General features: G+C 36.6%; 14 protein-coding genes. 10 read left to right on the forward strand and 4 right to left on the reverse strand.

Translation table 11 applies throughout. The features are described from left to right. Positions 1–184 precede the first annotated feature (184 nt). A complete protein-coding gene (locus QNH24_RS05085) occupies positions 185–1108 on the reverse strand; it encodes a COX15/CtaA family protein (RefSeq protein WP_054770797.1) in 924 nt (307 codons plus the stop codon). Positions 1109–1444: 336 nt separating this feature from the next. On the opposite strand from QNH24_RS05085, the gene cyoE reads away from it, so the two are divergent. From cyoE to QNH24_RS05120, 7 genes are all read left to right on the forward strand, one after another. Further along, the gene (cyoE, locus tag QNH24_RS05090; RefSeq protein WP_054770798.1) at positions 1445–2362 is read left to right on the forward strand and encodes a heme o synthase; all 918 of its coding nucleotides are present in this window, start codon (positions 1445–1447) and stop codon (positions 2360–2362) included. A 100-nt stretch (positions 2363–2462) separates the two neighbouring features. Continuing rightward, entirely contained in the window at positions 2463–3533 is a 1071-nt protein-coding gene (gene coxB / locus QNH24_RS05095) for a cytochrome c oxidase subunit II (RefSeq protein ID WP_283871033.1), read from the forward strand. 41 nt (positions 3534–3574) lie between these two features. After that, entirely contained in the window at positions 3575–5458 is a 1884-nt protein-coding gene (gene ctaD, locus QNH24_RS05100; protein WP_283871034.1) for a cytochrome c oxidase subunit I, read from the forward strand. Then, positions 5458–6084: a cytochrome c oxidase subunit 3 gene (locus QNH24_RS05105; RefSeq protein ID WP_054770799.1), complete on the forward strand. Its 627-nt coding sequence runs from the start codon at positions 5458–5460 to the stop codon at positions 6082–6084. Before ctaD ends, QNH24_RS05105 begins: the two co-directional genes overlap by 1 nt. After that, positions 6084–6428: a cytochrome C oxidase subunit IV family protein gene (locus QNH24_RS05110; RefSeq protein WP_004224789.1), complete on the forward strand. Its 345-nt coding sequence runs from the start codon at positions 6084–6086 to the stop codon at positions 6426–6428. Before QNH24_RS05105 ends, QNH24_RS05110 begins: the two co-directional genes overlap by 1 nt. 207 nt (positions 6429–6635) lie before the next feature. Further along, positions 6636–7559 (forward strand): cytochrome c oxidase assembly factor CtaG, encoded by a 924-nt coding sequence (ctaG, locus tag QNH24_RS05115; protein WP_283871035.1) that lies wholly within the window; start codon positions 6636–6638, stop codon positions 7557–7559. A gap of 35 nt (positions 7560–7594) precedes the next feature. Beyond that, positions 7595–8056 carry a DUF420 domain-containing protein gene (locus tag QNH24_RS05120; protein WP_283871036.1) on the forward strand — a complete coding sequence of 154 codons (462 nt, stop codon included), beginning with the start codon at positions 7595–7597 and terminating at the stop codon, positions 8054–8056. 17 nt (positions 8057–8073) lie between these two features. Here QNH24_RS05120 and ytvI read toward each other — a convergent pair whose 3' ends face one another. After that, positions 8074–9135, reverse strand: coding sequence for a sporulation integral membrane protein YtvI (gene ytvI, locus QNH24_RS05125; protein WP_283871037.1), 1062 nt, complete (start codon positions 9133–9135; stop codon positions 8074–8076). Positions 9136–9318: 183 nt separating this feature from the next. Then, positions 9319–9720 carry a YugN family protein gene (locus tag QNH24_RS05130; RefSeq protein ID WP_283871038.1) on the reverse strand — a complete coding sequence of 134 codons (402 nt, stop codon included), beginning with the start codon at positions 9718–9720 and terminating at the stop codon, positions 9319–9321. A gap of 147 nt (positions 9721–9867) precedes the next feature. On the opposite strand from QNH24_RS05130, the gene QNH24_RS05135 reads away from it, so the two are divergent. After that, a complete protein-coding gene (locus tag QNH24_RS05135) occupies positions 9868–10989 on the forward strand; it encodes a CAP domain-containing protein (RefSeq protein WP_283871039.1) in 1122 nt (373 codons plus the stop codon). Between the two features lie 159 nt (positions 10990–11148). Next, positions 11149–12624 (forward strand): UDP-N-acetylmuramoyl-L-alanyl-D-glutamate--2,6-diaminopimelate ligase, encoded by a 1476-nt coding sequence (locus QNH24_RS05140; protein WP_283871040.1) that lies wholly within the window; start codon positions 11149–11151, stop codon positions 12622–12624. Here the strand turns inward: QNH24_RS05140 and QNH24_RS05145 are convergent. Next, a complete protein-coding gene (locus tag QNH24_RS05145; RefSeq protein WP_283871041.1) occupies positions 12599–13105 on the reverse strand; it encodes a PaaI family thioesterase in 507 nt (168 codons plus the stop codon). The genes QNH24_RS05140 and QNH24_RS05145 overlap by 26 nt on opposite strands. Before the next feature lie 87 nt (positions 13106–13192). On the opposite strand from QNH24_RS05145, the gene QNH24_RS05150 reads away from it, so the two are divergent. Beyond that, positions 13193–13639: a YlbF/YmcA family competence regulator gene (locus QNH24_RS05150; RefSeq protein ID WP_054770802.1), complete on the forward strand. Its 447-nt coding sequence runs from the start codon at positions 13193–13195 to the stop codon at positions 13637–13639. The last annotated feature ends 7 nt before the right edge of the window (positions 13640–13646 follow it).

Genomic DNA, 13646 nt, shown 5'->3' on the forward strand with positions numbered 1-13646 from the left:
AGAGGGTTAATAGAAAGCTTTTACTAGCTATCTATTACCCTTTTTTGTGTCTTTATGTCTATTTTTTGACCATTCTATTTGATTCATCAAATAGAATGGTCAAAATGTTAGCTGAGGTGAGGAAATGATTTAGATAGATAAACAAAAAAGATTCGTCATTAAATAGCACGAATCTTTTCTAGAGTTATTTATTTTTTTCATTATAATTGCTACGTGCAACTAGCATTATCATGTAGCAAAGTAGACCGAATAAAATTGAGATAAATAATGAATGTAATAATGCGACAATTAAATTCAATTTAGTTAGGACTACTAACATACCAGCAATTACCTGTAAGATTACTATAATAAAGGCAATCACCCAACCATAGTAAATAACGCGTTGATTTTTGTATTCTTTTACAGCGTGCCAAGTTATGTATGCAATCCAAATGAAAAAGATTAGAACAGCTAAGCGATGCCCCATCTGCACCCATTCATACATATTATTTAGAGGTGCTAGAGGTGTATCGTTGTAACAGAGTGGCCAATCAGGACATATTAAACTAGAATCCGTATGGCGTACAAGCGCACCTGTATAAACGACTAAATAAGAATAAATTGTGACAGCAATTGTGTGCCAACGTAACTTTTTTCCAATAAAAACTTTATCAGCATCAAATTTTCGATCCACTTCAAATACAATCATAGAGAGAAGAAGAACAGCAGCAAAAGAAATCAAAGAAATTCCAAAGTGGAGAGCTAATATAAAGTCGCCTTGTCCCCACAATACCTGAGCTGCACCAATGAGAGCCTGAGCGATTAAGAAGAACATCGCTAGGAAACCTAACAGTTTTACTTCACGAATATGACCGAGTTTACGCCATGTCCAAATTGTTAACACAAGAATTGAAATAGATACGACCCCAGTTACAAGACGGTGCGAGAATTCAATTAAGACTTCTGGTGTAATTTCTTTTGGAATAAGAGAACCATTGCAATCAGGCCAATTTCGACCACAGCCTAAGCCACTATCTGTTTTGGTAACAAGAGCTCCACCAAGTAAAATAAGGAGCATTCCAACCGTAGCGGCAACAGCAAACCACTTCATAAACCTGTTGTGTTGCATAAAATGAGTCACCTACTTTATCTATCAACATTACATGAAAGTAATGTTTCTGCTACTAGATAATATCTAAAATACAGGTAAAAAACAACTTGTAAAGAGAACGGAGTTTTAGATGTCGAATCCATTTCACAAATTGTTCATAATTTCGTGCTTTAACCTTCACAATTGATTTTAGAAAATGTTTTACTATAGATATGTTGTTTTTAATTATATTTCTAGACAAAGCTAATTTTTACAACTTCATCTAAATTTCACTTAATGTCTAGAAATCAATCGCAAATTTCGCTATAGTAATTGTTAGCGGAATATGCTTACAAAAATGAAAGGAGAGGTAACATGTCAAACGGTCGTGCATTGTCGGCTACTAGAAATACTGGACCAGAATCAACATCTGTTGTAAAAGATTTCTTAGCTCTGATTAAAATTGGAATCGTTAACTCGAATCTTGTCACAACGTTTACAGGGATGTGGCTGGCATTTCAATTTACTAGTAGACATTTCTTGCAAGAGTTAGATGTCATATTGTTTACCATGCTGGGAGCGGCACTCATAATTGGTGGTTCAGGAGCAATGAATAACTTCATTGACCAGGATATAGACCCAATCATGAAACGAACGAAGGCAAGACCGACAGTAACAGGTAGATTTAAGCCGAATTTTGTATTGACCATTGCCCTCTCATTTTTAATTGTAGGTGAAATTTTGTTATTTGCGGCATCGTTTGCGGCCGGCATGTGGGGACTAGTAGGAATATTTACTTATGTTGTTCTATATTCAATGTGGTCTAAAAGGAAGCATGTTAGTAACACGGTTGTAGGAAGTATTTCAGGAGCAATTCCACCAGTTATTGGGTTTGCAGCTGTTGAACCTGCATTAGGTCCAGGAGCACTTGCTTTATTTCTGATCATGTTTGCATGGCAGCCACCGCATTTTTATGCGCTTGCGATGAAACGTACTGAAGAATATCGTGCTGCTAATATACCGATGCTACCTGTCGTAAAGGGATTTAAACGAACGAAATACTCGATGTTATTCTGGATTCTTTTATTATTACCGTTACCTTTCCTTTTACCAGAGCTTGGGGTTGGCTTCTTAATTACTGCAACTGCATTGAACTTGGGCTGGTTAATTCTAGCTTTTAAAGGCTTTACCACAAAAGATGATATGAAATGGGCAAATAAAATGTTTATCTATTCGTTGAATCATATGACAATACTATTTGTATCCATCATTATTTTTGCGTTGTTTAGCTAATTTTAGGAATTCTTTCTTTTCCTTAAGAATTCAAATAGACAGCACTAATGTCCTAGGTACACATGAAAATACAACAAAGAAAGAGGGGTTTAATTAAGCTATGATGAAAGGGCTTAAAAAATGGCGTCTTTTTTCACTTCTAGCAGTGATGATGGTTTTCCTTTCCGGTTGTGGTGAAGATTATATTTCTGCACTAAAACCATCTGGTCAAGTAGGTAAAGAACAATTCAATCTATTAATGTTAGCTACTGGAATTATGACGTTAGTAGTAGTAGTCGTATCTGTTATCTATTTACTTGCATTCTTAAAATTCCGCCGTTCAAAAGTTGGCGAAAATGTGATTCCTAAGCAAGTAGAAGGAAGTCACACTCTTGAAGTGATTTGGACAGTTATTCCAATTATTTTATTATTAATCTTAGCTGTACCAGTTGTTACTGCTACTTATAAATTCGCAGATGTTGCTGCAATGGATATAGTAGATGAAGATGGTAACAAAACAGCACTTACAGTAAATGTAACTGCAAAATTATATTGGTGGGAGTTCGAATACCCTAACCAAGGTATTGTAACTTCACAAGAATTAGTAGTACCAACAGGTCAAAAGGTTTACTTTAACTTAAAAGCTGCCGATGTAAAGCACTCATTCTGGATTCCTGCTGTGGGCGGTAAAATGGATACGAACGTAGAAAACTTAAACAAGTTCTACTTAGAATTCGATAAAGAATCGAAAGACCTTAAAGATGGCGTTTTCTATGGTAAATGTGCTGAGTTATGTGGTCCTTCACACGCATTAATGGACTTCAAAGTTAAAGCTTTAAGCCCAGAAGCATTTGATGCATGGGTAACTGCAATGAAAGCAACAGAGGGTAAAGTTGCTGACAAAGCTTCAACAGATCTTGGAGAAGCAACATTTGCTAACAGCTGTTTAGGCTGTCACGCAATTTCTGGTACGGGCGTTAGTGGTGCACCAGGTCCTAACTTAACAACATTTGGTGACCGTAACCGTGTTGCTGGTTTCTTAAAACATGATGAAGAAAGCCTAAAAGCTTGGATTAAGGACCCTGAACAATTTAAACCAGGTAACTTAATGACAGGAAAATATGGTGAACTTACTGATGAAGAAATTGATGCTCTTGCAACATACATCATGAGCTTATCTGTTGAAAAATAATTTTAAGTTTTATGTAACAAACTTTGAGGGAGGTAAAAGTTGTGAGCTCATACACACAGAAAAAGGGCTTTGGAGCAACTGTCTGGGATTACATTACTACTGTTGACCATAAAAAATTAGCAGTGATGTATTTATTAGCCGGTACATTGTTCTTCGCTATCGCTGGTTTTGAAGCGTTATTAATGCGTATTCAGTTAATGAAACCAAATAACGATTTCGTATCAGCAGGTTTTTTCAATGAATTATTAACAATGCACGGAACGACAATGTTATTCCTAGCAGCGACTCCATTACTATTCGCATTTATGAACATGCTAGTACCATTACAAATTGGTGCGCGTGACGTTGCATTCCCATTCCTGAACTCTTTAGGGTTCTGGTTATTCTTCCTAGGTGCAGTATTCCTTCACCTGTCATTCTTTATGGGTGGCGCTCCTGATGCGGGCTGGACTTCTTATGCATCATTATCATTATACTCTCCAGGACATGGTATTGACTTCTATGTACTTGGTTTACAAATTTCAGGGGCAGGTACATTAATTTCAGGTCTTAACTTTATCGTTACGATTATTACAATGCGTGCTCCTGGTATGACATTCATGCGTATGCCATTATTCACTTGGACATCGCTTGTATCAAGTGCTTTAATTTTATTCGCATTCCCTCCACTTACAATTGGTTTATTAATGATGTTATTTGACCGTATGTTTGGTGGTAACTTCTTTGACCATACTATGGGTGGTAACACAATTATTTGGGAACACTTATTCTGGATCTTCGGGCACCCAGAGGTTTATATCTTAGTATTACCAGCATTCGGGTTATTCTCTGAGATTATTCCAGCGTTCTCTCGTAAGCGTTTATTCGGATACTCATCAATGGTATTCGCAACAATTTTAATCGGTTTCTTAGGGTTCATGGTTTGGGCTCACCATATGTTTACAGTTGGTCTTGGGCCAACAGCAAACGCAATCTTTGCCGTTGCAACTATGGCAATTGCCGTACCAACAGGTATGAAAGTATTCAACTGGATCTTAACTATTTGGGGCGGATCTATTAAAGTTACAACACCAATGCTTTATGCATTAGGCTTCATCCCGTCATTCGTTGCGGGTGGTGTTACAGGGGTCATGCAAGCATCTGCACCTCTTGACTACCAATTACACGATTCTTACTTTATCGTTGCTCACTTCCACTACGTAATCGTAGGTGGTATCGTAACAGCTTTATTTGGTTCAGCGCACTTCTACTGGCCAATTTTCTTCAACCGTATGTTAAACGAAACATTAGGAAAATGGACTTTCTGGGTATTCTTCATTGGATTCCATTTAACATTCTTCGTACAACATTTCCTAGGTCTGATGGGTATGCCACGTCGCGTATTCACTTACATGGAAGGTCAAGGTTGGGATCAGTTCAACTATATTTCAACAATCGGTGCGGCAATGATGGGTGTTGGGGTTATCATGATGGTAATCAACTGCTTAATGTCCATTAAAGGCAAACCAGCAGGTCGTGATCCATGGGGCGATGGACGTACACTGGAATGGTCAATTCCACAACCAATTCCATTCTATAACTTCCGTCAAACACCACTTGTTCGTGGTTTAGATCCATGGTGGATTGAAAAACAAGAAGGTAATAAAGAAGTTACATTTGCTGAGCCATTAGGTGATATCCATATGCCAAACAACTCTGCAATTCCTTTCGTAATTTCTATGGGTCTGTTTATCGCAGCATTCGGTGCTCTTTACAATCCAGATGCAGATAAACCATGGTCAATCTATATCTTAATTGGTGGTCTTGCTATCACATTCGGTGCTATGATTTTCCGTTCTATTAAGGACGATCATGGTTTCCACTTACACAAAGAAGAAATTATTGAAATTGAAGAAAAACTTTACGGCAAAGGAGGAAATAAATAATGGATTTCAATACTAAATTTACTCCTCATACTTGGCCAGATCATCCTGAACAAGCTACGATGGAAGGTAAAAATAAAGTCGTTGGTTTCTGGATTTTCCTTGCCTGTGAAGTTGTACTTTTCGCAAGTTTATTCGCTACTTACTTAGCGCTTAAGAACAAAGGTCCTGCGGGCATGGAGTTCACAACACAAGGTTTATTTGAATTACCTTTAGCATTTGCTATGACGATGTTACTTTTAACATCATCTCTAACATCTGTATATGCGATTTACCATATGCGTAACTTTAACTTTAAAGGCATGCAAACTTGGTTAGCAATTACATTAGCTTTAGGTCTTGGATTCTTAGCACTTGAAATCTATGAATTCCAACACTATGTGCACCTTGGTTTTACATTTAACCAATCTGCATTCGCAACTGCGTTTTATTCATTAGTTGGTACACATGGTTTCCACGTATGTTTAGGACTTGTATGGATTGCAACATTAATGATCCGTAATGCTAAACGTGGTTTAAACTTGTACAATGCACCTAAATTCTTCGTAGCTGCTTTATATTGGCACTTTATTGACGTAGTTTGGGTATTCATCTTTACAGTAGTATACTTGATGGGAGTGATCGGATAATGTCATCACACGATACACCTATAGTTGCTAAGTCACAGGCACAATACGAGTATGATCGTCATCATAATGCCGTTCATATGCGTAAACAAGTAATCAACTTTGCGATTATGATTTTCTTTACATTTATCGCGTTCGCAGTAGTTGCAGCCGATTTTTCTAAATACTTAATCATGCCATTCGTATTATTGCTTGCTGGAGTGCAAGTTGTTCTTCAACTTTACTCTTTCATGCACTTAGAAGACAAAAAAACTCACTTCGGTGGTGTAATTGGTTTCTTCATGTGGATGGGAATTTTAATCGCATTTACATTCTTCTTAGCATTCTTGACTATCATTTGGTGGTAATCATCAAAGAAGCACGTTCTCTACTTTATGTAGGAACGTGCTTTTCTTGTTGACTAATTGGATTTAAAATATACGCTTTCAATATATTTATCGTTAGTATTTATGTACCTAGACTATCAATAGTAATTTGTTCACCTTTCGTTCATTGCAGTATAATTGTAAGCGTTCTATAATAGGAGTACTGAAGTTTAAAGGAGTGCGTTCTGTATGCCACTTAGTATATTTGGTTTCCAAGCTTTATGGAGCCCATATTTAATAGGGGTTCTCGTTTTCATAACAGTCATCTATTTTTTAATCACAACAAAATGGCGCAAGGATTTTAAAGAAAGTGAGCCTCTGAAAAAGGGAGAGGCAATTTATTTTGTGCTGGCAATGGTAACGATTTATATTATTAAGGGATCTCCAATAGATTTAATGGCGCACATTATGTTTACAATGCATATGGTGCAAATGGCTATTTTATTATTGTTTGTTCCAATTTTCATAATTAAGGGAATTCCTTGGTGGGTATGGAAAGTTGCAATAGAAGCACCTGTTGCTAGAAAAATATTTAAAGTGTTTACGTTACCTGTTGTAGCAGTATTTGTCTTTATCGGGTTATTTTCTTTCTACCATTTACCATCAGTTTTAGATTACATTAAACTAAACGAAACTTTACACGGTACATATACATTTGTGTTATTTGTATCTGCTGTTTTTATGTATTGGCCATTAATTCAAAATATGCCTAATCGTTCACAAATGAAGCCTTTGTACAAATTAGCTTATATAATTGCTAATGCAGTATTAATTACACCTGCATGTGCATTAATCATTTTTGCTCCTGATGCCATGTATGAAACATATACAAATGGTGAGGCATGGTTAAAAGCAATGGAACTTTGTGTACCAGCCTCTACTTTATCTGGCTTATCTCTATCAGGACCAGAGCTCTTTACAGATATGAAGCCTGTTGCCGATCAACAGCTGGGTGGTGTTCTGATGAAAATATTACAAGAGCTTATTTTCGGTGTATTACTTGGATCAATTTTTATAAAATGGTATCGCTCAGAACAAAAGGATCCAGATAAAATTACTGCCGATGCATTAAAGGCGCATCAACAAAAATGGGAAAGTCAACAGCAACATTAATTGAAAGTAGAAATTTTCTATAAGGAGTTTTGTGAATGGAATTGCAAATTTTACCAACTCTAAGTACTTCATTCATCGTGATCAGTGCAGTACTTGTAGCGATTGGCTGGGGCTTAATTATAAAAAGAAAAGTTGAAGCACATAAAAAAGTAATGTTAGCTGCTGGTGTTGCGGCACTTATTTTCTTTATCATTTATGCTTCACGTACAGTATTTATTGGAAATACAGCATTTGGTGGTGGAGAAGATTTAAAACCATATTATACTTTCTTCTTAATTTTCCACATTATTTTAGCGACTACTGGAGCTGTGTTTGGAATTGTGAGCATTATTTCTGGCTTAAAAATGAATATTAAGCTCCACCGTCGTATTGGTCCGATTACAAGTATTATTTGGTTTTTCGTAGCTATTACTGGGGTATTAGTGTACGTTTTACTTTATGTTTTATTTGAACCAGGCGAAACAACTTCTGTTATTAAAGCTATTTTAGGGGTTTAATAAAAATCTCCCACTTTTTATTGAGAAGGTGGGAGATTTTTTATGGATGTCTGATTAAATAAAGAAAGAACAACAACAACTAGTAAAGGGCCAATTAAAATTCCAAGAAACCCGAATATTTTAAAGCCGATAAACATGGCGATAAATGTTGTAAGAGAGGAAAGGCCAACTTTATTGCCAATTACCTTAGGTTCAATCATACGTCGAACCAAAAATAGGACGATGGTTAGCACCACTAGTGCAATAGCAAAGACATAGTCACCTGTAAAGACTTTATAAATCGCCCAAGGTAGAAGCAATATAAATGAATCTAAAAAAGGAATAACATCTAAAATCACAAGCAAAAGTGCTAAGATAAGCGGGAATGGTGTTTTAAGTATAAAAAATGTTCCAAAGGCTATTGCAAAAATGCAAATACCAACTAAAAATTGAGCTTTCATAAAGCCGAACAAAGCAAGTTTCACTCGTTGACCAATAAATAATATTTTCTGGTGATAGTGAAAAGGAAAGGGTGCTAACATTTTACGATTGATGGCTGGCAGCTCTAAAAGTAACATGTATAGCACAATCCAATAAACAAATATATCAAATAAACGTGAAGGAATGTAGGTAAGCAGTGATGACCAAACATTCACGTTTGTTAAAGATAGGGCAAATTTTTCAATGGATGTTAATGCTCGTGAAATGAGTAGTTGAATTTGGATGACAAGATCTACTGGTAAATGATACGTATAGTTAGAAAGCTTGGATTGCATTTGAATCCATAGTGCTGACAGTTGATTGAGATACTCAGGAATGTGAATGATAAATGTTGAAAATTGTTTCCAGCCTATAAATATTATGAGGCTACATAATAATATGGTTATACTTAAAAAGAATATAAAAAAAATGGATACAATAATTTTACGCTTTTTTCGGAATCGTTTGCTAATACGAATGATGATAGGCTCTAATAATATGGCGGTGACGTAGGCAAGTAATATTGGTAATGATAGCGATATAAACCAAAGAAGTGCTATTCCTAATGCAATAACAATTATTGGGTGGCGAAAAAAGGGGTGTTTTAAAAATTGTAGCATTAATTTCACCTACATCCTATTGAAAGATATCATTAGTATGAGACGAAAAAATATTTTTACTCAAAATAAAAAAGACTGGACCACCAGTCTTTTCAAAACGATATTTGAAGCTGTTGTCGCAGTGGAGAGTTTGATTCTTCCCATTTCCTAAATTAGGAACATAGCTATCACTAAAAATATAGATTAGCGTGCTTTAACAGGTTCAATATTGTTTTTATTTGTCGTTTGGATTGCGAATTCATCTAAGTCTAATTTAACCTTTTTTAAGATTTCTTCACATTTTTTTACAAGGTGTGCTGGATACACTTCATCGTCACCATATTCAACACCATGTGGGTAATAGTATTTACCAAGTGCTGGTTTCATTAACGTTAGGATTGCGTCGTGTGCACCAACGTCACCAGAAATTGCATATGCGAATACACGAAGGTAATAACGGCCTTCACGAGTATCGAAACGCTTATCAAATGTCATACGTTCATAGTCCCAGCCGCCATCACATTCTAAACCATTTTTTTTCATAATGCTTTCAATAAGTTCTTGATCAGCTGTTAAATTTTCAAGGTTAGTATTTTCAAAATACATGTAAAATCCTCCTTTAGGTTCTCGTACAAAGTATACGCTCATTTTTATAATAGAGCATATTCGACATTGTTGCAATGACAACATTGTGTCAACCCAATTACAATTGATATAATAACTTACAATAATGGTGATGAAAAGGAGTCATGTATGAAAGCTTTATTCCGTATTCTTATGGCATGTGCTGCAATAGCATTAATCGGCTTTATGTTTTTTAATACACCACGTGAAAATGAGCCACTTGAAGGACCGAATGCGAATTCTAATATTATACCAAAAACAGAATTAAAGCAGCCAGAAGTTGGAGCAATGACAAGGCCAGAAACTGGATTATCGACATTCATTGGTCAAGGTGTACAAGCAGTTGTGAAGCAATACGGAGAGCCAGCACGAAAGGAACCATCGTCCTTTGGATATGATTGGTGGGTCTATAATACGAGTGCCGCTACATTTTTTATGGTAGGTGTCCAAAATAATATAGTTACGCAAGTTTACATAGCCGGAGAAGATTTAGACGCCTATCCTTTTAAAGTTGGACAAAAACGTGATGAGATTTATCGAATGACAATTATTGATTATGAAGTAGCGGCAAATGTTGATGATAATATTTTTGTTTTTTCAATGAGTGAAGAGGATATGCAGACTCGTTTACTTGTGAAATTCGATGGACTTTTTGCACAGCTTTATATAGATAGAGAAACTAGTGAGCTACAGGGTATACGCTTCACTAATAGCGAAACACTTGTTCTTCATCAACCATATGAAATGACTTATCAAGGTGAGCTTGTTATACCTACACCTCCGTCTTCTTTTTTACAGCAGGAAATCAATGAAGCAAATGCTGAACAGCTTGACGATTTACTGAATGTAACTAGGGTACATCATAATCTACTTCCACTACAAGTTGATGTAACACTAGAAGAAGCAGCTAAAATGCATAGTGAGGATATGAAAGTTCAAAACTTTATTGGGCATGAATCACCTACAAATGGGGATTTAAAAAAGAGATTAGAAACACAAGGGATTGAATATAGTGAGGCAAATGAGAATCTAGCGACGGCTTATTTTGATGCTATAGAGGCCATGCACGGTTGGCTCAATTCTGCTGAGCATCGAAAAGTTATTTTGAATGAAAAATATGCAACAGTTGGCTCCGGTGTCTTTTTAAATTATTATACACAAATTTTTATTGAGCCTTCCTCACAAAAGATGGATAGTGAAAATATTGACTCAGAAGAACCTGTAGAGACTATCGATGAATCAACACAATAAAATAGTATCTGTAACTGAAGATTAACTTGGCCAGCCGAGTTGAACTTCAGTTTTTTCATTTTCTAAACGATCTGTTGAGAGTAAAGCCTCTACCTACATTTTTCGTCACACCGTTACAGACGCCGTCATATGATAGAGAACTGAAAGGGGGAATGAGGCATGCAATTAGCTGAGCTTTTAAAGGATTGGCCATGTAGTGTGACTGGTGGGTCTATTCGAACTATTGTTACAGGTGTTGAGGACTATGCACAGGCTGTAAAACCAGGAGATATTTTTATAGTAAGAAAGGGCAAGAAAACGTCTGGTAGTCGCTTTGTAAAAGAGGCATTGGCTCGTGGGGCTGTAGCCATTGTTTCAGAGGAAAGTATCTCACTACCAATTACTGATCAAAATATACCTTTTGTTTGGGTTCCAAATACAGCCTTATTTTTATCGTATGCAAGTGCAAAACTTGCGGCCTTTCCAGCAGAAGCATTGACGGTAATAGCCATAACTGGGACAAATGGAAAAACAACAGTGAGTCATTTTGTAAGCCAATTGCTAAGAGCTTTACATAAAAATGTAGCTGTTATTGGTACTGTTGGATTTTTTATAAATGGTCAAAAACAACAAACTATATATGAGCAATTAACGACATTGCAGGCTAAGGAATTGCATCCGATTTTAAAGCAATGTGCGCGAAATGGTGTTACACATGTTGTTTTAGAGGCTTCATCAATGGGTTTACAGCAGCATCGATTAGATCATTGTGATATTGATTGTGGTGTCTTTTTAAATTTATCAGAGGACCATTTAGAGGATCATGGAGGGCTTGAGGCATATAAGCGAGCGAAAAAGAGATTGGCGGATTTATCTAAAAAGCTAGTGTTAAATGGAGATGATAATTTCTGTCGTTCTGTTGGTATTTATGATAAGAAAAAATCCTGCTCATTTGGCTTTGACAATCACAATGACTTACATATCCAAATTGTCAGTGAATCCATTGGCAAAACGGTACTCTGTCTACAAACATCATCAAGTGAGCATATCGTAGAAATTCCCTTCATTGGAAAATATCATGTGCAAAATGCTGTAGCTGCGTTGATGGCTATATGGCGCTTAGGTTTTTCAATTGAGGAGATAGCCGAGCATATGTGGTCATTAAGGCTCCCAGAAGGCAGACTTGAGAAAATCGATAATGCATTTGGCATTGATGTGTATGTGGATTATGCGCATACTGCAGAGGCATTACAGGCTGTTTTACAGACATTTGATCGATCGAGGACACTTTATCTAGTATTTAGCTGTGGAGGAAATCGGGATAAGGCAAAACGTTTTGCGATGGGTGCTGTAGCCAGTAAGTATGCAGATATTATTTTTTTAACAACTGATAATCCACGTGATGAGGATCCAATCCTAATTAATGAAAGTATCATAGCAGGTTTTACGGAACAGCAATATTATGAAATTTATTTAGATCGCAAGGTTGCAATTCATAAGGCATTAGAAAAAGCTGAAAAAGGTGATATTGTCCTTGTTGCCGGAAAAGGGCATGAACAAACTCAACAAATAAAAAATGAAAAATTCCCTTTTTCCGATCAACAATGTGTCCGTGATTATTTTCTAAATCTTATGCCTGAGAGCGGCGTTGAATGACAAAAAATGATCCAGTTGCAATAGCGAGCTTACGTCCAGTTTCATCCTCGATATCACATTCCATTACAAGTGTTTGACGCCCTTTATGTACAAAGCGTCCACGTGCAATTAGCTCTGTATTTGTAGTTGTAGCAATATAAGAGACATTCATATTTGTTGTGACCACATTAAAGCCTTCCGGTACAGAACGAGAAGCCAATCCTCCCATCGCTGCATCTGCAATTGTAGCAATAATTCCTCCATGTGGGACCTTAATCGTATTATGGATAACTGGTGTAATTGGGATTCGAACCTCACTAATTTCTGGCTCAAATTTACCCACCATATGCAGGGCAGCATTGATATATCGACGATGTACCCCGTGTTGTTTTGCACGAAGCCCTGATAATAAATGCAATAAAACCTCTTCATCTTCAGCAGTGCTTTCTTGTAAAATATTTGCTAGTAATTCTTCGATTTGTTCTTTTGATGATGTAGCCAATATAAAAACTCCTTCATGTAATAATATCAATAATGTAAAATTACCACAAAATCTGTTATGATGGGTAAGAGATTGGGGGAATTAACTATGATGATGACCTCTGACTGGGTAATCATATTGGATGAGGCCGATGCGCTTTGTGAGATGATCCTTTCCTCTGAGCCTGCGAAAATGCTGCAACAAGCTTATGACGCTGTTTATAGCGATGTTCAGTTAATCGAAGCTATACACACGTTTAATCGCATGAAAGAGCAGTACGAAGATGTACAACGTTTCGGAAAATATCATCCGGACTATCATACAATTATGAAATCGATTCGTCAGCAAAAGCGCGCACTCGATCTAAATGAAAAGGTTTCAGCCTTAAAAATAGCTGAAAATGATTTTCAAGATTTGCTCGACGAGATAAGCCTACTTATAGGAAAAACAGTATCAGAAGCAGTAAAGGTGCCTGTAAGTAATCCTTTCTTCGCATCTGGTTCTTCATGTGCTGGAGGCTGTGGTTCAGGCGGATCTTGTTCGTGCTCTGCATAATATGCAA

Source organism: Lysinibacillus pakistanensis (assembly GCF_030123245.1).
In the GTDB taxonomy this organism is placed as follows: domain Bacteria; phylum Bacillota; class Bacilli; order Bacillales_A; family Planococcaceae; genus Lysinibacillus; species Lysinibacillus pakistanensis.

Excerpts from the sequence above, each read along its gene's own strand:
- QNH24_RS05085 (WP_054770797.1), bottom strand. The coding sequence starts at position 1,108 with ATGCAACACAACAGGTTTATGAAGTGGTTTGCTGTTGCCGCTACGGTT.
- ctaG (WP_283871035.1), top strand. The coding sequence starts at position 6,636 with ATGCCACTTAGTATATTTGGTTTCCAAGCTTTATGGAGCCCATATTTA.
- QNH24_RS05105 (WP_054770799.1), top strand. The coding sequence starts at position 5,458 with ATGGATTTCAATACTAAATTTACTCCTCATACTTGGCCAGATCATCCT.
- cyoE (WP_054770798.1), top strand. The coding sequence starts at position 1,445 with ATGTCAAACGGTCGTGCATTGTCGGCTACTAGAAATACTGGACCAGAA.
- QNH24_RS05150 (WP_054770802.1), top strand. The coding sequence starts at position 13,193 with ATGATGATGACCTCTGACTGGGTAATCATATTGGATGAGGCCGATGCG.
- QNH24_RS05130 (WP_283871038.1), bottom strand. The coding sequence starts at position 9,720 with ATGTATTTTGAAAATACTAACCTTGAAAATTTAACAGCTGATCAAGAA.
- ytvI (WP_283871037.1), bottom strand. The coding sequence starts at position 9,135 with ATGCTACAATTTTTAAAACACCCCTTTTTTCGCCACCCAATAATTGTT.
- QNH24_RS05110 (WP_004224789.1), top strand. The coding sequence starts at position 6,084 with ATGTCATCACACGATACACCTATAGTTGCTAAGTCACAGGCACAATAC.
- QNH24_RS05135 (WP_283871039.1), top strand. The coding sequence starts at position 9,868 with ATGAAAGCTTTATTCCGTATTCTTATGGCATGTGCTGCAATAGCATTA.
- QNH24_RS05120 (WP_283871036.1), top strand. The coding sequence starts at position 7,595 with ATGGAATTGCAAATTTTACCAACTCTAAGTACTTCATTCATCGTGATC.
- coxB (WP_283871033.1), top strand. The coding sequence starts at position 2,463 with ATGATGAAAGGGCTTAAAAAATGGCGTCTTTTTTCACTTCTAGCAGTG.
- QNH24_RS05140 (WP_283871040.1), top strand. The coding sequence starts at position 11,149 with ATGCAATTAGCTGAGCTTTTAAAGGATTGGCCATGTAGTGTGACTGGT.